Consider the following 18960-nt stretch of genomic DNA (forward strand, 5'->3'; position numbering starts at 1 on the left):
GCTATGTATGCTGGTCGTGATACAACAATACCGAGCGGCCCGTGCCAATCGGAACCGAATCGCAGCCTGAACCAGAGAGAGGAAACGTCGCATGTCGGAAACCTCACAGAACTCACTGTTCAAGGATAACCGGGTCAAGGGGCTTGGTGCCGTGGCGGTCATCGCCGTGATATGGGCCATCGTCGCGCAGTCCAGCGGCAGTTCTCACAAGGAGGCAAGGGAGTCCCTTGAAGCCGAGCTTGCCACCCTTCAGGAGCAGAATCAGACACTGGAAAGCCGGCTCGATGAGCGTGACGAAGCCGGTATGGAGATCGAGGCGCTGGAAGCTCAGCTGGACGAACTTGACCAGCAGCGCCAGGACGCCGAAACCCAGAACGAGCAGATTCAGCAGGAGATCACCGATAGCACCGCACGGGTGGAGGAGTTGACCGCCACGCGTGATGCGCTGGAAAGCCGCATCGAAGAGCTGGAAGCCGAGCAGGCCGACGCCGAGGAGGGCCTTGGCGCGCTCCGTGAGGAGCAGGCCACCATCGAAGAGGCCATGGAGTCCGCCGACCAGGCGCGCCAGGATGCCGAGGCCGCTCGCCAGGAAGCGGAGGAAGCTCGCCAGGCCGCCGAAGAAGAACGCCAGGAGGCCGAATCCGCGCGCCGTGCCGCCGAGGAAGCGCGTGCTGCCGCCGTGGAAGAGCGTGAGGCGGTCACCGAGGAGCTCGAGGCACTGGGTGGCGAGATCGAAGAGGCCGAGGCCAATCTCGCGCAGCTCGAGGAAGGCATCGCCGATGCCGAAGCCCAACGCGACAACCTCAACGAAGGCCTGCAGATGCTCGCCGAGCATCGTGACGCCATGAACGAGGAGCTCGACGGGCTGCGTTCCGAGATGGGAGAGGCCGAGGACGAACTGGCCAATACGCGCAGCGAGCGTGATGACCTGCTGGTGGCCATCGAGATTGGCCGCGAAGAAGTGGCTGCCATCGAAGGCGAGATCGAGCGCCGGGAATCTCAGCTCGAGCGGCTTGAAGGCCAGCTCGAGAGCTGGCGCAGCGAGCTGGCCGATCTGGAGTCCAACCTCTCCTCCGGTCAGCAGGCTTCAGAAGGTGATTCCTCCGATGAGGCAGCGTCTTCTGACGACGAAGAGGGCTCTAATGAAGAGAGCTCCGACGAAGAGACCGCCGACGAAGAAGCGGAGCCACAACCCGCCGAGTGACGCCACACGCGTTGACTCGACGACTGCACGCGGCGGGCCTTCGGGTCCGCCGCGTGCCATGATACGACCATCGAAACGTCATCGAGGAGCAGCATGTGATTGAAGGGGTCAAGCATATCGTCGCCGTGGCATCCGGCAAGGGTGGGGTGGGGAAATCCACCGTGACCGTCAACCTGGCCCTGGCGATGGCCGCCGAGGGCTACCGGGTAGGCATTCTCGATGCCGACATTCATGGACCCAGTCAGGCCCAGATGCTGGGCGTGGGCGAAGGCGTCCGGCCTCAAGCGTCAGGCGAAAACCACTTCATCCCGCTGTCGGCCCACGGCCTGCAGGCGATGTCGATGGCTTTCATGGTCGACATTCGCGAGCCGATGGTATGGCGTGGTCCGATGGTGGCTGGCGCCTTCCAGCAGATGCTCACTCAGACCGAGTGGGACAATCTCGACTACCTGTTCATCGACATGCCGCCCGGCACTGGTGATATCCAGTTGACACTGGCCCAGAAGGTGCCGGTGGATGGCGCGGTGATCGTTACCACGCCCCAGGACATCGCCTTGCTGGATGCCCGCAAGGGCATCGAGATGTTCCGCAAGGTCAACGTCCCGGTATTGGGCGTGGTGGAGAACATGAGCCTGCACGTCTGTTCGCAGTGCGGCCACGCCGAGCCGATCTTCGGTGAAGGCGGTGGCGAGCGTATCGCCGCGGAATACGAGACGCGTGTGCTGGGCCGCCTGCCGCTATCGCTTGCCATCCGTGAGCAGGTCGATGGCGGTCGCCCCAGCGTGGTCGCGGAACCCGATGGTGAGGTGACCGGCATCTTCCGCGCCATGGCCCGGCAGGTGGCCGAGCAGGTGCAGGGCCAGCAGCAATCAGCGCCGGACATCTCCTTCAGCGACGATTGAGCGAAGCATTCCCGAGCGACTCAGCAGCCGCGCCCCGCGATGCGTTCAACCGCGATTGGCATGTTGAGCGAGCAGTGACGCCCGCCGCCGGGGCCGCTATCATGGCGGCCCCGACTTTTCACCTCGATACCTTGTTTCGATAACCCACCAGGACATTTCGATGAGCATCAAATCCGACAATTGGATCCGCCGCATGGCTGAGCGGGAAGGCATGATCGAGCCCTTCGAGCCCGAGCAGGTGCGTTATCACGAGGATCGTCGGGTGATTTCCTACGGCACCTCGAGCTACGGCTACGACGTGCGCTGCGCAGATGAATTCAAGGTATTCACCAACATCCATTCCGCGGTGGTCGACCCCAAGGCGTTCGACGAAAAGAGCTTCGTCGACATCAAGGGCGATGTCTGTGTGATTCCGCCCAACTCCTTCGCGCTGGCACGCACCGTGGAATACTTCCGCATCCCGCGCAGCGTGCTGACCATCTGCCTCGGCAAGTCGACCTATGCGCGCTGCGGCATTATCGTCAACGTCACGCCGCTGGAACCCGAGTGGGAAGGGCACGTGACCCTGGAGTTCTCCAACACCACCAATCTGCCCGCCAAGATCTACGCCAACGAAGGCGTGGCGCAGATGCTGTTTCTGGAATCGGACGAAGTCTGCCAGATGTCCTACAAGGACCGCGGCGGCAAGTACATGGGGCAGCGGGGCGTCACTTTACCCCGGACCTGAACCCGGCTTCGCCGGGAGCTACGGGCTACGAGTTGAGCGGCGCAGGGGACGGGGCGAAGCGGACATCTTTTTCAGGGACGAAAAAGTTAGCGCCCAGGGAGGGGTTCACAGCGTGTCCGCTTCGTGCCCCGTCGCCGTCGAGCCGCGGGCTATAAGCTACGGGCTTGCCGCTCATTCATCCTCATCCAATTCTTCCGCCGCATCGGCATGTGACATGCGCAGGCCATGCGGCGGCAGCGGGTGGCCGTCGATGGTGGCGCCCTCGGCGGTGAAGCGCAGCCGGCCTTCCAGGAACCACTTAACGGCAATGGGGTAGATCAGGTGCTCGCGGGTATGCACCTTCTCCTTCAGCGTCTCCTCGGTCTCGCCCTCGGCGACGTTCACCGCCGCCTGGACCACCACCGGCCCGCCATCGAGTTCCTCGGTCACGAAGTGCACGCTGCACCCATGCTCGGGCACGCCATCGGCAAGCGCCCGCTCATGGGTGTGCAGCCCCTGGTAGGCGGGCAGCAGCGAGGGGTGGATATTGAGCATGCGGCCGAGGAAGCGCTGCACGAAGCGCGGGGTGAAAATGCGCATGAAGCCGGCCAGCACGATCAGGTCGGGCTCGTGGCGCTCGATCACCTTGATCAATGCGCCGTCGTAGGCATCGCGGTTCTCGTACTCGCGGTGGGGCAGCACCACCGCGTCGATACCGGCCTCCCTGGCGCGAACAAGACCATAGGCATCCGGCTCGTTGGAAATCACCGCGACGATCTCGCCACCCAGCTCATCGTGGGTCTGGGCATCGATCAGCGCCTGCAGGTTGCTGCCGCTGCCCGAGATCAACACCACCACGCGGCGCACGTCGGAAGGCTCGGGTGTGAAGTCTCCCAGGGTGTCGCTCCGGTAGCTCGTGTCACTCATGCCGTCGTTCATGCCATCACTCATGCGTCGAGATTCTCCAGCCGGACCTGTTCCTCGTCACCCTCGCGGGCGACGATCTCGCCGAGGCGATACACGGTCTCCCCCTGGGCCTGCAGGTGGGCGCGGGCCTGGTCGGCCTTGTCGGCCGGCACCACCACCACCATGCCGATGCCGCAGTTGAGTACCCGGTGCATCTCTGCCTCGGATACGTTGCCCTGGTCCTTCAGCCAATCGAACACCGCCGGGCGCTGCCAGGCGGTCACGTCGATGCGCGCGGCGAGGGTGCCCGGCAGCACGCGCGGGATATTTTCGGTCAGGCCTCCGCCGGTGATGTGCGACAGCGCATGCACGGCGATACCACTCTCCTTGATCAGCGACAGCAGCGGCTTGACGTAGATGCGCGTCGGCGCCATCAAGGCGTCAGCCAATGCCACGCCATCGATGGCGGTATCCAGGCCTTTGTCACTGACCTCGAGAATCTTGCGGATCAACGAATAGCCGTTGGAGTGCGGCCCGGAAGACGCCATGCCCAGCAACACGTCGCCCTCGGCGACCTTGCTGCCGTCGAGAATCTCGCTCTTCTCGACCACACCGACGCAGAAGCCGGCCAGGTCGTAGTCGCTGCCTGCGTACATGCCCGGCATCTCGGCGGTCTCGCCGCCCACCAGCGCACAGCCGGCCTGGGCGCAGCCTTCACCGATACCGGTTACCACGTCGGCGGCGATGTCCACATCCAGCTTGCCCGTGGCATAGTAGTCGAGGAACAGCAGCGGCTCGGCGCCGGCGACCACCAGGTCATTGACGCACATGGCAACAAGGTCGATGCCGATGGTGTCGTGGCGTCCAAGGTCCATGGCCAGGCGCAACTTGGTGCCGACGCCATCGGTACCGGAGACCAGTACCGGCTCACGGTAGCCAACTGGCAGTTCGCAAAGGGCGCCGAAGCCACCCAGCCCGCCCATCACTTCCGGGCGGGTGGTACGCTTGGCCACACCCTTGATGCGGTCGACCAGGGCATTGCCGGCGTCGATGTCGACACCGGCATCCTTGTAGCTCAGCGAAGGGCGGGAAGAAGAGGAATCGGTCATCTCGGGTCCTGTCGAAGGTCAACGGCATGGCACGCCTGTCGCGGCTTGCGAAGCGGCGTGCGGTGGGCAAGATCGGGGCTGGAATTGTAGCATCATGGAGCCGGGCTGGCAGCCGTACGGGCGCCGCTTGCGTCGACAACAGGGAGAGAGTGATGCAAAGACAGTGGTGGGTGGTCGCCGGCGTGGCGGCGGTAATGTTGTGGTTCTTCATCAGTATCGAACCGGTGCTGATGCCGTTCTTCGTCAGCATGGTGCTGGCCTACCTGAGCGACCCACTGGCCGACCGCCTGGAGGCCCGCGGCCTGTCGCGGCGTTTGTCGGTCACGTTGGTGTTTTCACTGCTGTCGCTGGTGATCATCCTGACCCTGTTGCTGGTGGTGCCGATACTCTGGCGCCAGCTTGGGCAATTGATCGAATCCCTGCCGGTGATACTCAACTGGTTCCAGAGCAGCGTGGTGCCGCGTATCCAGTCGCTCACCGGCATGGATCTGTCCACCGATATCGATCAAATGCGCCAGACGCTGGTCGACAACTGGAAGGAAACCGGTACCGTGGCGGCCACGCTGCTCTCGCAGGTCTCCCGCTCGGGGCTCGCCCTGGTGGCGTGGATCGGCAACATCGCGCTGATCCCGGTGGTGACCTTCTACCTGCTGCTCGACTGGGACGTGATCGTCGGCAAGATTCGCAACTCGTTGCCGCGCAAATGGGAACCCGCCACGGTGCGTCTGGCAGGCGAGTGCGACGAAGTGCTGTCGGCGTTCCTGCGCGGCCAACTCATCGTCATGCTGTGCCTGGGCGTGATCTACGCCATTGGCCTGTCGCTTTTGGGGGTGCGCTTTGGCCTGCTGATCGGCATGCTCGCCGGGCTTGCCAGTATCGTGCCGTATCTCGGCGTGATCGTCGGCATCAGCGTGGCGGGCGTGGTGGCCTTCTTCCAGTTCGGCGACTGGCTGATTCTGCTCGGCGTGGCGGCGGTGTTCGGCTTCGGCCAGGTGGTTGAGAGCGTGGTGCTGCAACCCAAGCTGCTCGGCGACAAGATCGGCCTGCACCCGGTGGCGGTCATCTTCGCAGTGCTCGCCGGCGGCAAGCTGTTCGGGTTCACCGGGGTGTTGCTGGCACTGCCGGTGGCCGCCATGATCATGGTGGTGTTGCGCTATCTGCACGAGCACTACAAGAACAGCACGCTGTATGACGACGGCGTGACATCCATCCAGGACAAGGAATCTCAATGAGCCGAGTGCCGGCGCAACTCCCCCTGGGTGTGGGGCTGCGCGACGACGCTACCTTCGCCAACTTCTACGCTGGCTCGCCACCGGCGGGGTCCGGAATGGTGGAGTCGCTCGCTCACCAGTTCGACGAGCAGGGTGAGCCGTTCCTGTACCTGTGGGGGAAACCGGGGGTGGGACGCAGCCACCTGCTGCAGGCTGCCTGCCATGCGGCATCGGACCGCGACCTGAGGGCCCTCTACCTGCCGCTGGACGAGCTGGGCCACTTTCCGCCGCTGATGCTCGAAGAGGTCGAGCGGCTCGACCTGGTTGCCATCGACGACCTGGAACGGGTACTCGGCCGAAAGCGCTGGGAAGAAGCGCTGTTCCACGCCTTCAATCGCCTGCGCGATGCCGGCAAGCGCCTGCTGGTGGCCGCGGAAGCCCCCCCGCGCCAGCTGGCCGTGACTCTGCCGGATCTCGCCTCGCGCCTCTCCTGGGGCGTGACCTACCACGTGCAGGGCCTGGATGACGCCGGGCGGCTGGGGGCGTTGCAACTTCGCGCAAGTGGCCGCGGCATGCAGATGCCCGACGAGGTGGCGCGCTTTATCCTGCATCGCGGCCCGCGGCGGCTCGATGAACTCTTCGAGATCCTCGAGGTACTCGACCGAGCCTCGCTCACCGCCAAGCGCAAGTTGACCATTCCCTTCATCAAGCAGACGCTTGGCTGGTGATCACGCTGTTTGGCAGATGCGCGTGTCCTCAGCGTGAAAGCTCCACATTGAGCTGCTGGCCATTGCCAAGCGTCACCTGCTTGATGACCACCTGCGGTCTGCCGCTCGACGGGTTGCGGCCGCTGCCCGAGACATAGAACTCACCACTGGGCAGGCCGCTCAGCCGAAACCGGCCATTGCCATCGGTGCGAGTGCGATGGGTGTACTCGCTCGCGCGCGGATCGGCGGCTTCCACGGCGATGCCTGCCAGTGCCTTTTCCGCCGCCTCGGCGGAGTAGGTGGTCACCGGAGCGGCGGATATGCCGGCGCCGGCGATCGGTTGGCCGCCGAGCGTCAATTGGCCGCTGATCACCGCGCTGCCGGTTTTCTCGAGCGCTGCATACTGGCCCACAGGGAAGGCGACGGTGCGGGGTTCGCGGCCGGTATCGCGAGGCGTTGGCGTCTCGTCGGGCGCTCGCTCGGCTGGCGGCGTCTCGCGCTCGATCACCTCGATGCGCTCGGTCGGGGTGCTCGAAGGCGGCATGATTTCGCAACCCGTCAATATCAGTGCGGCGGCCGCGACAGTTATCCAGCGTGTCATGGGTCTCTCCTTGGGTTCGTGTCGGCGCCCTGTGCAAGGGAAACTCTGACAAATGCCTGCGCGAGCGAATCGCTGCGTTGCGCGGTGCTGGTGCGCCAGCCCGGACGGAATCCTCACATATACCCCATATGCTCCGGTTCCTGTGCTCCGTGCGCCTTGCGCTTCATCTCGCTCGTCGATTTGTTCAGCGTTTCCCCAAGCCCTGAGAGTAACCTAAAACGCGTGCGGGAAACCGCGTACACACGAAAACGCCGCCGACAAGGTGTCGGCGGCGTTTCGTTTGCCAGCCTCCAGGCGCGAGCCCGGGGCGGGCGCTACCCCAAGGGGAAGCGGTTTACTTCTGGGCAGCCTTGGTGGCGGTTGCCTGGGCCTGCTGGACGTTATCTTCGGTCAGTTTCTGGCTCTGCTGAACGAAATCCTGCTGCAGGGAAACAACCTTCTCGGCGTCGCCCTTCATGCGCTCGGCCAGGTCCTTGGCCACTTTCTGCTGGCCTTCCATGTAGGCGCGCAGGCCTTCGGCATCCTTGACGTTCATCAGGGTGCGCAGCTGGGCCAGGCCAGTGTCGGTGTAAGCCTTGGTGGCGTCGAGCTGAGCGTTGGCCAGCTTCTCGGTGTAGTCGACGGTCAGGGCAGCGTAGGCGCGTGCCGGGCCGAAGAACATGGCTTCGAATTGCTTGGTGTCAAACTGCTTGGTGTCGAAGTTGAAGGCGTTCATCATGGTGGAACCTCCTGAGGTTCTGTGATTTCCGCTTCGCGTTTCGGAGCGAAGCGTGATGGAGCGTAAAATCTGTGTGGAGAGTGGGTTGGGGCGTTCGTTACTGCCCTTTCCCTTCTCTGTTGCAGTGCACAATAGCAGAGCTGTTTGTGCAGTGCAACATCTGTCGACATCAATCATTCGAGAGGAGGCGACCATGAGCGATACCCGGCGCGAACGCGACAGCATGGGAGAGCTCGAGGTGCCGGCAACGGCCCTGTACGGCGCCCAGACCCAGCGAGCCGTGAACAACTTTCCGGTGTCCGGCCAGCCCATGCCGGTGGCCTTCATTCACGCCATCGCGCGTATCAAGCTGGCGGCGGCCAGGGTCAATCGCGACCTCGGCCAACTCGATGACGAACGCGCGTCCGCCATCATCGCCGCGGCACAGCGCATCATCGATGGCCAGCATGACGACCAGTTCCCGGTGGATGTCTTCCAGACCGGCTCCGGCACGTCGAGCAACATGAACGTCAATGAGGTGATCGCGAGCCTGGCAAGCCAGCAAGGGGCCGAAGTGGGGCCCAACGATCACGTCAACATGGGCCAGTCGAGTAACGACGTGATTCCCACCGCCATTCATCTCTCCGCGGCGTTGGCGGTGACCCGAGAGCTGCGCCCGGCGCTCGAGCATCTGCGCGCCACCATCGACACGCGGGCAAGCGAGCTGGATGGCGTGGTCAAGACCGGACGTACCCACCTGATGGATGCCATGCCGCTGCGCATGAGCCAGGAACTGGGTGCCTGGTCGAGCCAGGTGGGGGCCGCCATCGAGCGCCTCGACAGCGCGCTTGTCAGGGTATGCCGGCTGGCCCAGGGCGGCACGGCGGTGGGCACTGGGATCAACGCCCACCCCGAGTTTGCCGAGCGGATGGCGCGCGACCTTGCCGAGCAGACGGGGCTTGCGCTTACTCCCAACGACAGTTTCTTTGCCAGCCTCGCCTCCCAGGATGCGGCGGTGGAGCTCTCCGGGCAGCTCAAGGGGCTTGCCTGCGTGGTCATGAAGATCGCCAACGACCTGCGCTGGATGAACTCCGGGCCACTGGCCGGGCTCGGCGAGATCGAGCTCGAGGCACTGCAGCCGGGCAGTTCGATCATGCCAGGCAAGGTCAATCCGGTGATTCCCGAATCCGCCGCTCAGGCAGCCGCCCAGGTGATCGGCCTGGACACGGCGGTCACGGTGGCGGGACAGAGCGGCAACTTCCAGCTCAACGTCATGCTGCCGCTGGTGGCCCACAACCTGCACACCTCGATCACCCTGATGGCCAATACCTCGCGGCTGCTCGCCGACCGTGCCATCGCCACCTTCAAGGTGCGCGAGGACGAACTTGCCAAGCCGCTGGCGAAGAACCCGATCCTGGTCACCGCGCTGAACTCGGTGATCGGCTACAACGCCGCCGCGGCCATTGCCAAGCAGGCCTACCAGGCGGGCCGCCCGATCATCGACGTGGCCTGCGAGGAAACCGACCTCACCCGGGAGGAACTCGAACGCCTGCTCGACCCGGCGACGCTGACGCGAGGCGGAAATCCCGGTTGACCCGCCGCGGGTAGAGACCAAAAACGCTTCCCGGCACTTGCCAGACGTCCCACCGATCGGTGGGACGTTTTCGTTTTACGAGTTGACTATTATTCCAACTGGCCTAACATGACATCCATATACCATCCATATGGATGGTAAGGGGATGCCAATGAGAAGTTCAAACGCCACAAGGCTGTTACCCAGGGCCAACGAGGTATCACACATGAGCGTGCATGAGCTGCGCCGCAAGAGCGGCGACTCCAGCGAGAAGATCACCATCAACCTGGGAGTCATCGACCTGGGACAGATCGATCTGCTGGTCCAGGAGGGGTTCTATTCCAACCGGACCGACCTGATTCGCACGGCCATTCGCAACCAGCTGGCGACCCACGCCGACGTGGTCCGGGAGACCGTGACTCGCAAGGCGTTCGTGCTGGGTCTTGCCAATTACAGCCGCGCGGATCTCGAAGCACTGCAGTCGGCGGGAGAGACCTTGCAGATACAGGTGCTTGGCATGGCGAGCATCGCCGATGACGTATCACCAGAGCTCGCCCGTGCCACCATCGAGTCGGTGGTCGTATTGGGCGCCTTGCATGCAAGCGCCGCGGTAAAAGCCGCGTTGGCGGATCGCATCCACTGAACCAGTGCACAGGAACAACGACGATGATCGACGCCACCATGACGCAACGGATGGAAGAAGCCACGCGGCTAACCCGCGCCGGGAAGTTGCACGAGGCCATGGCCATCCTGCAGGGCACCCAGCCTGGGGCCACCGCCGAGCAACAGCCGCAGCACGCGCATCGTACCGGCGATACCTTCGAGGGATCCTGCCGGGTCATCGACGATGCGGTGTCGGGATCGGGATCGGCTTCCGGTGAGTCCGCGGCGCGCAGCGATCAGGCGCGGGGCGCAACCAAGCGAGCAGGGCCCGGCACATTCACCAGCGGTCGCTTCAGCAATACGGCCGGCACCCGCGACTACAAGCTGTATATCCCAAGCGGCTATCATGGCCAGGCGCGGCCGCTGGTGGTCATGCTGCACGGCTGCACGCAGGATCCCGATGACTTCGCCGCCGGAACCAACATGAACCGACTGGCGGAAGAGCAACTGTTTTGCGTGCTCTATCCAGCCCAGCCGCTGACCGCCAACAGTTCAAAGTGCTGGAATTGGTTCAAGGCCCAGGATCAGCAGCGCGAGGGCGGTGAGCCGGCAATCCTTGCCGGCATGGCCCGTCAGGTCATTGCTACCCATGGGCTGGATGCAGGCCGGGTGTATGTCGCCGGACTCTCGGCAGGCGGTGCCATGGCAACGACATTGGCGATGACATACCCGGATCTGTTTGCGGCGGTGGGTGTGCACTCCGGGCTGCCTCACGGTGTGGCCCAGAGCCTGCCCGATGCCCTGGGTGCGATGCAGGGAGGCAAGAGTCCACTGGGTGGCGCTGGGGCAGCGCGAGCATCCGGTTGGGCCTCGGATGTGCCGGTCATCATCTTTCATGGCGACCGTGATCCCACCGTGCACCCAAGCAATGCGGATCGCGTTGCCGCCCAATACGCCGCCTCACGCCGAACCGGCGACTCGGCCAACCGGCATGAGGGCGCTCGGGTGACGGTGGAGCGGGGGCAAGTGGTCAATGGCCATGGCTATGTACGTACCACGCATCATGACGCGAAGGGCACGCCGCGCCTGGAGCATTGGCGCATCGAGGGCGCCGGGCACGCCTGGTCCGGGGGAAGTGAACGGGGTAGCCATACCGACCCCAAGGGGCCCGATGCCACCCGCGAGATGCTGCGCTTCTTTCGACTCCATCACCACCGCCTCCATCATCGGAATGAGGCAAACCCGGCGTGAACCGACACGCCACACACGGAGGGCGAAGGGTTGCCTGAATCACCCCATTGAGGTTTCATGTCGCCTGTTTCAGGAGGACGACCTCCGCCATCATGGGCAGTAGATGCCAGATGGGTACTAGATTCCAGGACGGCCTGGCCCTGTTGAATGAAGGAGGGGCAAATGTCCTGGTTCTATCTTCTTGTCGCCGGTGTGCTGGAAGTCGTCTGGGCTTTCTCGATGAAGCAGTCCGATGGCTTCACCCGGCTGGTGCCGACAGTGATCATGGTCATCACCATGGCGGGCAGCTTCTGGCTGCTGGCCGTCGCCATGCGCACCATCCCGCTCGGCACCGCCTACACCATCTGGACCGGCATAGGCGCCGTCGGGGCCTTTCTGGTCGGCATCACCCTGCTGGCGGAACCGGTCAATGCCGGGCGGGTCATGGCGGCGGTGTTGATCGTTTCCGGGCTGGTAATGATGAAGCTGACCAGCCCCTGATACCAGGATCGAGACACACACCGAAAGCGAGCCAGCCTGGGATGCGCTGGCTCGCCCTACCGACATCACCCCTGCCTGCGTGAGCGCCAGAAGCGATCGATGGCGGGCTTGACGCTTACCCCGTGAACCACAATCGACAAGGCCACCACGGCCAGCGTCAGATGAATCAATTCCAGGGCGATCTCCTCCGGCAGCCCGTGCTGGATGGCATACATCAGATAGTACAGCGAGCCGATGCCCCGCACCCCGAACCAGCCGGCGAGATTGCGCAGGCGCATGGGCGATCGGGTTCCCAGCAGCCCAAGGTGCACACTGACGGGGCGGGCGACAAAGAACACGAACGCCGCAAAGCCCACGGCTCGCCAACTCCAGGAATCCCAGAACAGCGAGCCGCCGATCAGCAGCACCAGCACGATTTCCGACAGCCGCTCCAGGTGCTCGTTGAAGACCAGCGAACTCTCGCTGATGTGCAGGTCCGCAAGGGGCAGTGGTTTACCCTCCTGGCCTGGCTCGACCGGCGCCGAGTAGTCCTGTTTCAGGCCGGCCAACTTCAGTTCGGTATGCCGCAATGCCACGGCGGCGCTGAATACCGCAAGAAAGCCCCAGGCATCCACCAGCAGGCTGATGCCATAGGCGAACGCGATGAGCCCCAGGCCGAGAAAGCTCTCCAGAAAGGTAACGGTTGAGAAATGCGCACGTATTCTCTCGACGAGCCAACCGACCCCCATGCCTGCCAGAATGCCGATGCCGATGCCGGCACCGCTTGCCCAGAGCACATCCACCGCCAGCCATCGCCATCCGGCATCACCCAGATCATGCAGGCCCAGAAGCCCGAGGCCGAGCATCACGAACGGAAAGGCGCTGCCGTCGTTCATTCCGGCCTCGCAGGTCAGGGCGAACCGCAGCTCGTCCGAGTCGTCGGCGTGTCTCACCTGAACCTCGGTCGCCAGTACCGGGTCGGTCGGCGCGACCACGGCACCCAGCAATACCGCCGCGCCAAGCGGTAGCGCCAGCCAGTAGTAGCCGAACAGCGCGACCAGCCCGACGGTAAGCGACATGGACACCACGGCCAGTTGCAGAGGATTTCGCCAGCGCTTGAAGGTGACCGGCGCCGGCATCTTCACGCCGGCGCAATACAGCGAGATGAGTACGGCGATCTCCGTCAGAAGCTCCAGCAGGGCCGACTCTTCCAGCGGGTTGAAGTGAAACAGCGCAAAGCCCATGGGTCCGACGATGGAACCGATGAGGAGATACACGATGGCCGAGGTGGCCGGCACGCGTCTGATATAGGAAAAGGTAAACCCCACGATCAGGAGCAGCGATCCAATCAGGATGAACCAGGTGGCGGTGGTCATGGATGGCTCGGCAGGTAGGGGATGCGAGAGTGGAGTATGCTCCAGGCCGGCGTGAAGGACGTAGCAGATTTCCCATCGGATCGGCGCCTGGAGCGGCGTTGCGTGTCACTCCTGGGTGCGGGCCTTGCCCTCACGCACGGTCTGCCGGGCGATCCGGTGTTCGTCGTGATCCGCATCCGGGGTCTCGTGCTCGTCGCTGCGCGATGGGCGATAGCACAGGCGGGTGAGAATCGGGAAGTGATCGGAACCGAAGGCCGGCAGGCGGCGCATCTCGACCAGCGTGAAATGCTCGGTGGTGAAGACATGGTCGAGCGGCCAGCGCAGGAAAGGGTACTGGGCATGGAAGGAGCTGAACATGCCGCGCCCCCTGCGCGGGTCGAGCATGCCGCTGACCCGCGAGAAGCGGCGAGTGGTGCGTGACCAGGCCACGTCGTTTAGGTCTCCGGCGACGATGGTGGGCACCGGCGCCTGGTGAATCTGCTGGCCCACCAGCAACAGCTCGGCATCCCGCCACAGCGACTCCTCGCTCTCGCCAGGCGCCGGTGGGCGAGGGTGCAGCACGCGCAGCTGGATCACATCGCCGCTGGCAAGCGCCACACCGGTGTGGATCGAGGGAATGTCATCCTGGATCAACCAGGCCACTTCGGTGTCGATCAGCGGCCGGCGTGAATAGAGGTGCATGCCGTAGAGGTTGTCGAGCGGGATCTTCACCGCGTGTGGCCAGTCTGCTTCGATGGCCTCGTCGAGCCTGGCCTGCCACCAGTCATCGGATTCCAGGGTGATGATCACGTCCGGGTCCTGCTCGCGGATGATCTCCACCAGCCGCTGCGACTCGCGGTTGGGGGTCAGGACATTGGCGATCAACAGACTCAGGTGGCGGCCTTCGTGGCCGTTCTCGGCGGGCTGAACCTGGATGGGCCAGAGGCGAGTCCAGGGCAGGATGTAGCCGACCTGGACGATCACCACGAGCAGCGCCGTGGCCACGATCACCCACGACCAAGGTGGCGTGGCGAACAAGCCGACGAGCGCGACGACTGCCGCCAGCACGGCGATCTGCTGGCGCGGGAATTCACAGGCGCGTATCCACCACCACCTGACCCGCAGGTGGGCAAGCAACGTGATGGCAAGCAGGGTCAGGGCGCAAAGCGCCATCAGCCAGGTGAACAGGTCGGTGGCAAGTGAGCTTGGCACGGGCATCCCTCCATTGGATCCATCGCCCACCACAATACGTCAGTCATGGTTAGCGCGCGAGGAGAGGCCACTCGTCAGGGGCGCTTCAACTCTGGCTCAGGCCACCCGGCGCGATGATGACAAGGCGGCGTGCCGCTCGCGGATAAACTCGCTCAGACGTTCGCGTTGCCGAGGCTCCAGGCGCAGGCCAAGCTTGGTGCGCCGCCACAGGATATCCTCCACGTCACGGGCCCACTCGCGGTCGATCAGGTACTCGACCTCGCGGGCGGTGAGCCCCGCGCCGAAGTGTTCGCCAAGCGCCTTTTCGCTTTCCGCGTCGGCCAGAAAGGCGAGGCACAGGCTGCCATAGGTGCGAGCGAAGCGCTCGGCCCGCGCCTTGCCGAGCCAGGGGTAATCGCCGAGCAGCCGATCACTGAATGATGCTTGATCGCGGATATCGCCACCGGGCAGCGCCACCTCGGCGGTCCACGGCTCGCCCATGCCGGGCAGGTAGGGTGCAAGCTCGGTAAGCGCCGCTTCGGCGAGCTTGCGGTAGGTGGTGATCTTGCCACCGAAAATCGACAGCATCGGCGCACCCTGGGCATCGAGCGCGAGGGTGTAATCACGGGTCATCGCCGAGGGGTCGGCGGACTCGTCGTCACACAGCGGGCGCACGCCGGAGAAGGTGCGGATCACGTCATCGCGGCCGAGCGTACGGCGGAAATGATCATTGACCACCGCCAGCATGTAGTCGATCTCCTCGTCGGTCGCCGCGACCTTGGCGGGATCGCCCTCGTAGCGCCGATCCGTGGTGCCTACCAGGCTGAAATCGTTCTCGTAGGGCAGCACGAAGACGATGCGGCCATCGCTGTTCTGCAGGATATAGGCGCGCGCATCGCCGTTGAGGCGCGGCACGATCAGGTGGCTGCCCTGAATCATGCGGATGGCGTAGCGCGATGCGCGATTGGCCTGCCGGCGTACCACCTGCTCGACCCAGGGGCCCGCTGCGTTGACCAGGGTGCGGGCGAAGCGTGTGAACCGCTCGCCGCTTTTGGTATCGGCAAGGGTGATCTGCCAGTAGCCGTCGATTTCTCTCACGCCCTCGCAGCGGGTATGCACCAGCACTTCGGCACCGAGCTCGCGGGCCTGCATGGCATTGAGCACCACGAGGCGGGCGTCATCCACCCAGCAGTCGGAGTATTCGAAGCCGCGGGTGATGGTGTCCTTGAGAGGCGTATTCGAACCGAAACGCAGCCCCTTCGACCCTGGCAGGCGCTTGCGCTTGCCGAGATGGTCGTAGAGAAAGAGACCGACACGAATCATCCAGGCGGGGCGCAGGTGGGAACGGTGTGGCAGGATGAAGCGAAGTGGCCAGATGATATGGGGCGCCTTCTCGAGCAGCACCTCGCGTTCACGCAGCGCCTCGCCCACCAGGCGAAATTCGCGATGCTCGAGATAGCGAAGGCCACCGTGGATCAGCTTGCTGCTCGCCGATGAGGTGGCGCTGGCCAGGTCGGCCTGTTCGCACAGCCCTACGGCAAGGCCTCGACCCGCCGCATCATTGGCGATGCCCACCCCATTGATACCGCCTCCGATCACGAACAGATCGAGAATCGCGTGCCGCCCGGGTGATTCGAGAGAGGGTGATGCAAGAGAAGATGCTGCCATGGGGTCTGCCACGATGATCACCATATGTTGCGCCGCCAAGATGCAACCCGAGCATCTCGCCTGCATTATGTTCTAAAAAGAACATAATTCAGTCGAAAGCGAACATCAAGCGAAAATGACCTTCACTTGTCCGGCGATACCGATTCGGCAATATGCAGTGCCACGTCATGGCTTGCCATGAGCTGGCAGATGGCCTGGGGAGGGCGGCGGTCGGTGAACAGCGCGTGGATCTGGGTGATGTTGCCCTGCCGCACGGCCGGGTTGCGATGGAACTTGGAATGGTCGGCGGCCAGCAGCACCTGGCGGGAGTTGTGGATGATCGCCTGGGCGACACGCACTTCCTGGTAGTCGAACTCCAGCAACGAACCATCCTCGTCGATACCGCTGATACCGATGATGCCGTAATCGACCTTGAACTGGTTGATGAAGTCGATGGTCGCCTCGCCGATGATGCCGCCATCCCGCGAGCGCACCTGGCCACCGGCGACGATCACGTTGAAGTCCTCCTTGTGCTGGAGGATCGCGGCGACATTGAGGTTGTTGGTGATCACCTCGAGGTCACGGTGGCGTTCCAGCAAGGCCTCGGCGACCACTTCGTTACTGGTGCCGATGTTGATGAACAGGGAAGAACCGTCGGGAATCTGGGTGGCCAGCAGCTGACCGATACGGCGCTTGGCATCCAGGTTGAGGTTCTTGCGGGTGCTGTAGGCGGTATTCACCGTACTGGATTCAAGTCCCGCCCCGCCATGCACGCGGCGGATCAACCCGTCCTCGGCCAATGCATTGAGGTCGCGGCGGATGGTCTGTGGCGTGACCGTGAAATGCTCGGTGAGCTGTTCGATACTGGCATATCCCTGGCGACGTACCAGTTCGACGATGGCGTCCTGACGCAGTTGCTGATTCATGTCGGCTCCCTTTCGATCATGCCATTGTAGGTGATCGATGCGCGTTGCGGCAGGCTTCATAAGGTATTCGTGCCCATGATTGCTACCAAGGTAGTACAGCATTCCGAACACACTGCAGTACTCTTTATGATCATAAACGAACATCACAGGAGCCTTCATGGCCGACTATCTGCTAGCCATCGATCAGGGCACGACCAGCTCACGCGCCATCCTGTTCAATCGCGAGGGCCGCAACATGGCCACCGCTCAGCGTGAATTTCCTCAGTACTTCCCGGGGGATGGTTGGGTCGAGCATGATCCCGAGGCACTGTGGGAGTCGGTGGTCGAGACCTGCCGCGAGGTCATCGGCGAGGCCGGAGTGGCAATCGACGAGATCATCGGCATCGGCATCACCAACCAGCGCGAAACCACCCTGCTGTGGGACCGCGCCACCGGCAAGCCGCTCTACAACGCCATCGTCTGGCAGGACAGGCGCACCGCGGAGACCTGCCAGCAACTGCGCGAGCAAGGCCATCTGGATGACGTGCAGTCACGTACCGGGCTTCTGATAGACCCTTATTTCTCTGCCACGAAGCTTGCCTGGATACTCGACAATGTCGAAGGTGCCCGTGAACGCGCCGAACGCGGCGAGCTGGCCTTCGGTACCGTCGACACCTTCCTGATCTGGCGGCTGACCGGTGGGCGAGTGCACGCCACGGATGCCACCAATGCCTCGCGCACCGCGCTGTTCAACATCCACGAGCAGTGCTGGGACAAGATACTGCTCGAGCTCTTCGACATCCCCGAGAACCTGATGCCCGAGGTCAAGGACTCCAGCGACGACTTTGGCCGCGTGGATGCCGAGTGGCTGGGTGGCGAGCTGCCGATCGCCGGGGTGGCGGGCGACCAGCAGGCCGCGCTGTTCGGCCAGGCGTGCTTCGCGCCGGGCATGGGCAAGAGCACCTACGGCACCGGCTGCTTCATGATCGTCAATACCGGCGACAAGGCGGAGCTGTCGCGCAACCGCCTGCTGACCACCGTGGGTTATCGGCTCGACGGCAAGCCCACCTACGCCATGGAAGGCAGCATCTTCGTGGCCGGCGCCACCGTGCAGTGGCTTCGTGATGGCCTGCAGTTGTTCGCCGATGCCGCCGAGACCGAATCCCTGGCGCGCCAGACCCGTGCGGGCCACAGTGTCTATCTGGTGCCGGCCTTCACCGGCCTTGGCGCCCCGCACTGGGATCCCAAGGCGCGTGGCGCGATCTTCGGCCTGACCCGTGACACCGGCATTGCCGAGATCGTCGCCGCCGGCCTGCAGGCGGTGTGCTACCAGACCCTCGACCTGCAGGTGTGCATGAGCGACGACATGGCCGCCTCACCCCAGGCATTGCGCGTGGATGGCGGCATGGTCAAGAACAACTGGGTCATGCAGTTTCTGGCCGATATGCTCAACCTCCAGGTGGACCGCCCCACGGTGCTGGAGACCACCGCCCTGGGGGCGGCCTATCTTGCCGGCCTGCGGCTGGGCTGGTACCGCGACCTCGACGAAATCGCCGAGCTCTGGCAGTGCGAACGCAGTTTTACGCCGCAGATGGAGGCGGACGAACGCGAGCGTCTCTACCAGGGTTGGCAGGAAGCCGTCGAGAGGGTGAAAAGCGAGCGCTGAACCCGCGACAGGGCAATTGGAGTTGGCCAAGACGAGGGGCGCCGGGGACAGGTCTAAGAGGAGGTCTTTTGCCATGGGTGAGGAGCATTGCTCCGAACGGGCTGGCCATGGATGGCCAGCCCCGGTCCTACAAGCGGAGCAGGATGCGAGAGCGCAGCAGGGCAAAAGTAGCGCCCAGGGACGGGTCTACAGCGCCTCCTCGCAGACCTGTCGTCGGTGCAGCACCGAGTGAACTGCTGCTAACTGCGATAGCCCTGAAACCCTCAC

The 18960-nt window shown here is 63.9% G+C and carries 18 protein-coding genes; 10 read left to right on the top strand and 8 right to left on the bottom strand.

The window, feature by feature from the left end; all coding sequences use genetic code 11:
- Nucleotides 1-91: 91 nt before the first annotated feature.
- The 3 genes from C6V82_RS05810 (at nucleotide 92) to dcd (ending at nucleotide 2833) form a co-directional block, all read left to right on the top strand.
- The gene (locus C6V82_RS05810; RefSeq protein WP_102588850.1) at nucleotides 92-1204 is read left to right on the top strand and encodes a coiled-coil domain-containing protein; all 1113 of its coding nucleotides are present in this window, start codon (nucleotides 92-94) and stop codon (nucleotides 1202-1204) included.
- An 80-nt stretch (nucleotides 1205-1284) separates the two neighbouring features.
- The gene (gene apbC / locus C6V82_RS05815) at nucleotides 1285-2106 is read left to right on the top strand and encodes an iron-sulfur cluster carrier protein ApbC (protein WP_268248433.1); all 822 of its coding nucleotides are present in this window, start codon (nucleotides 1285-1287) and stop codon (nucleotides 2104-2106) included.
- 160 nt (nucleotides 2107-2266) lie between these two features.
- Nucleotides 2267-2833 carry a dCTP deaminase gene (gene dcd, locus C6V82_RS05820; protein ID WP_102588852.1) on the top strand — a complete coding sequence of 189 codons (567 nt, stop codon included), beginning with the start codon at nucleotides 2267-2269 and terminating at the stop codon, nucleotides 2831-2833.
- Between the two features lie 171 nt (nucleotides 2834-3004).
- On the opposite strand, the gene purN is transcribed toward dcd, so the two are convergent.
- Nucleotides 3005-3739 carry a phosphoribosylglycinamide formyltransferase gene (gene purN, locus C6V82_RS05825; RefSeq protein ID WP_102588887.1) on the bottom strand — a complete coding sequence of 245 codons (735 nt, stop codon included), beginning with the start codon at nucleotides 3737-3739 and terminating at the stop codon, nucleotides 3005-3007.
- 20 nt (nucleotides 3740-3759) lie between these two features.
- Entirely contained in the window at nucleotides 3760-4827 is a 1068-nt protein-coding gene (purM, locus tag C6V82_RS05830; protein WP_102588853.1) for a phosphoribosylformylglycinamidine cyclo-ligase, read from the bottom strand.
- Nucleotides 4828-4979: 152 nt separating this feature from the next.
- On the opposite strand from purM, the gene C6V82_RS05835 reads away from it, so the two are divergent.
- Nucleotides 4980-6059: an AI-2E family transporter gene (locus C6V82_RS05835; protein ID WP_102588854.1), complete on the top strand. Its 1080-nt coding sequence runs from the start codon at nucleotides 4980-4982 to the stop codon at nucleotides 6057-6059.
- Nucleotides 6056-6766, top strand: coding sequence for a DnaA regulatory inactivator Hda (gene hda / locus C6V82_RS05840; protein WP_102588855.1), 711 nt, complete (start codon nucleotides 6056-6058; stop codon nucleotides 6764-6766). The genes C6V82_RS05835 and hda overlap by 4 nt, the downstream gene beginning before the upstream one ends.
- 28 nt (nucleotides 6767-6794) lie before the next feature.
- Here the strand turns inward: hda and C6V82_RS05845 are convergent, their stop codons facing one another.
- On the bottom strand, nucleotides 6795-7346 hold the full coding sequence (locus C6V82_RS05845) for a carboxypeptidase-like regulatory domain-containing protein (protein WP_102588856.1): 552 nt from the start codon (nucleotides 7344-7346) through the stop codon (nucleotides 6795-6797).
- Nucleotides 7347-7680: 334 nt separating this feature from the next.
- The gene (locus C6V82_RS05850; RefSeq protein WP_102588888.1) at nucleotides 7681-8061 is read right to left on the bottom strand and encodes a phasin family protein; all 381 of its coding nucleotides are present in this window, start codon (nucleotides 8059-8061) and stop codon (nucleotides 7681-7683) included.
- Between the two features lie 196 nt (nucleotides 8062-8257).
- Between C6V82_RS05850 and C6V82_RS05855 the strand changes: the two genes are divergently transcribed.
- From C6V82_RS05855 to C6V82_RS05870, 4 genes are all read left to right on the top strand, one after another.
- A complete protein-coding gene (locus tag C6V82_RS05855; RefSeq protein ID WP_102588857.1) occupies nucleotides 8258-9637 on the top strand; it encodes a class II fumarate hydratase in 1380 nt (459 codons plus the stop codon).
- A 205-nt stretch (nucleotides 9638-9842) separates the two neighbouring features.
- Nucleotides 9843-10259, top strand: coding sequence for a CopG family transcriptional regulator (locus C6V82_RS05860; protein WP_102588858.1), 417 nt, complete (start codon nucleotides 9843-9845; stop codon nucleotides 10257-10259).
- 23 nt (nucleotides 10260-10282) lie between these two features.
- A complete protein-coding gene (locus C6V82_RS05865; RefSeq protein WP_102588859.1) occupies nucleotides 10283-11470 on the top strand; it encodes an extracellular catalytic domain type 1 short-chain-length polyhydroxyalkanoate depolymerase in 1188 nt (395 codons plus the stop codon).
- Between the two features lie 162 nt (nucleotides 11471-11632).
- Nucleotides 11633-11950: a DMT family transporter gene (locus C6V82_RS05870; protein ID WP_102588860.1), complete on the top strand. Its 318-nt coding sequence runs from the start codon at nucleotides 11633-11635 to the stop codon at nucleotides 11948-11950.
- 65 nt (nucleotides 11951-12015) lie between these two features.
- On the opposite strand, the gene C6V82_RS05875 is transcribed toward C6V82_RS05870, so the two are convergent.
- From C6V82_RS05875 to C6V82_RS05890, 4 genes are all read right to left on the bottom strand, one after another.
- Nucleotides 12016-13305 carry a cation:proton antiporter gene (locus tag C6V82_RS05875; RefSeq protein WP_102588861.1) on the bottom strand — a complete coding sequence of 430 codons (1290 nt, stop codon included), beginning with the start codon at nucleotides 13303-13305 and terminating at the stop codon, nucleotides 12016-12018.
- Nucleotides 13306-13410: 105 nt separating this feature from the next.
- Nucleotides 13411-14457 carry an endonuclease/exonuclease/phosphatase family protein gene (locus C6V82_RS05880; protein ID WP_102588889.1) on the bottom strand — a complete coding sequence of 349 codons (1047 nt, stop codon included), beginning with the start codon at nucleotides 14455-14457 and terminating at the stop codon, nucleotides 13411-13413.
- A gap of 135 nt (nucleotides 14458-14592) precedes the next feature.
- A complete protein-coding gene (glpD, locus tag C6V82_RS05885) occupies nucleotides 14593-16143 on the bottom strand; it encodes a glycerol-3-phosphate dehydrogenase (RefSeq protein WP_102588890.1) in 1551 nt (516 codons plus the stop codon).
- Nucleotides 16144-16265: 122 nt separating this feature from the next.
- Nucleotides 16266-17048: a DeoR/GlpR family transcriptional regulator gene (locus tag C6V82_RS05890; protein WP_102588891.1), complete on the bottom strand. Its 783-nt coding sequence runs from the start codon at nucleotides 17046-17048 to the stop codon at nucleotides 16266-16268.
- Nucleotides 17049-17205: 157 nt separating this feature from the next.
- Here C6V82_RS05890 and glpK point away from each other — a divergent pair, with 157 nt between their 5' ends.
- Nucleotides 17206-18693, top strand: coding sequence for a glycerol kinase GlpK (gene glpK, locus C6V82_RS05895; RefSeq protein ID WP_102588862.1), 1488 nt, complete (start codon nucleotides 17206-17208; stop codon nucleotides 18691-18693).
- The last annotated feature ends 267 nt before the right edge of the window (nucleotides 18694-18960 follow it).

The organism is Halomonas urumqiensis, from assembly GCF_003028575.1.
Lineage (GTDB): Bacteria > Pseudomonadota > Gammaproteobacteria > Pseudomonadales > Halomonadaceae > Halomonas > Halomonas urumqiensis.

Coding starts and splice junctions, on each gene's coding strand:
- C6V82_RS05870 (WP_102588860.1), top strand. CDS start 11,633: ATGTCCTGGTTCTATCTTCTTGTCGCCGGTGTGCTGGAAGTCGTCTGG.
- C6V82_RS05890 (WP_102588891.1), bottom strand. CDS start 17,048: ATGAATCAGCAACTGCGTCAGGACGCCATCGTCGAACTGGTACGTCGC.
- C6V82_RS05810 (WP_102588850.1), top strand. CDS start 92: ATGTCGGAAACCTCACAGAACTCACTGTTCAAGGATAACCGGGTCAAG.
- hda (WP_102588855.1), top strand. CDS start 6,056: ATGAGCCGAGTGCCGGCGCAACTCCCCCTGGGTGTGGGGCTGCGCGAC.
- glpK (WP_102588862.1), top strand. CDS start 17,206: ATGGCCGACTATCTGCTAGCCATCGATCAGGGCACGACCAGCTCACGC.
- purN (WP_102588887.1), bottom strand. CDS start 3,739: ATGAGTGACACGAGCTACCGGAGCGACACCCTGGGAGACTTCACACCC.
- purM (WP_102588853.1), bottom strand. CDS start 4,827: ATGACCGATTCCTCTTCTTCCCGCCCTTCGCTGAGCTACAAGGATGCC.
- C6V82_RS05855 (WP_102588857.1), top strand. CDS start 8,258: ATGAGCGATACCCGGCGCGAACGCGACAGCATGGGAGAGCTCGAGGTG.
- dcd (WP_102588852.1), top strand. CDS start 2,267: ATGAGCATCAAATCCGACAATTGGATCCGCCGCATGGCTGAGCGGGAA.
- C6V82_RS05860 (WP_102588858.1), top strand. CDS start 9,843: ATGAGCGTGCATGAGCTGCGCCGCAAGAGCGGCGACTCCAGCGAGAAG.
- C6V82_RS05865 (WP_102588859.1), top strand. CDS start 10,283: ATGATCGACGCCACCATGACGCAACGGATGGAAGAAGCCACGCGGCTA.
- C6V82_RS05835 (WP_102588854.1), top strand. CDS start 4,980: ATGCAAAGACAGTGGTGGGTGGTCGCCGGCGTGGCGGCGGTAATGTTG.
- C6V82_RS05845 (WP_102588856.1), bottom strand. CDS start 7,346: ATGACACGCTGGATAACTGTCGCGGCCGCCGCACTGATATTGACGGGT.
- C6V82_RS05875 (WP_102588861.1), bottom strand. CDS start 13,305: ATGACCACCGCCACCTGGTTCATCCTGATTGGATCGCTGCTCCTGATC.
- glpD (WP_102588890.1), bottom strand. CDS start 16,143: ATGGCAGCATCTTCTCTTGCATCACCCTCTCTCGAATCACCCGGGCGG.
- C6V82_RS05850 (WP_102588888.1), bottom strand. CDS start 8,061: ATGAACGCCTTCAACTTCGACACCAAGCAGTTTGACACCAAGCAATTC.
- C6V82_RS05880 (WP_102588889.1), bottom strand. CDS start 14,457: ATGGCGCTTTGCGCCCTGACCCTGCTTGCCATCACGTTGCTTGCCCAC.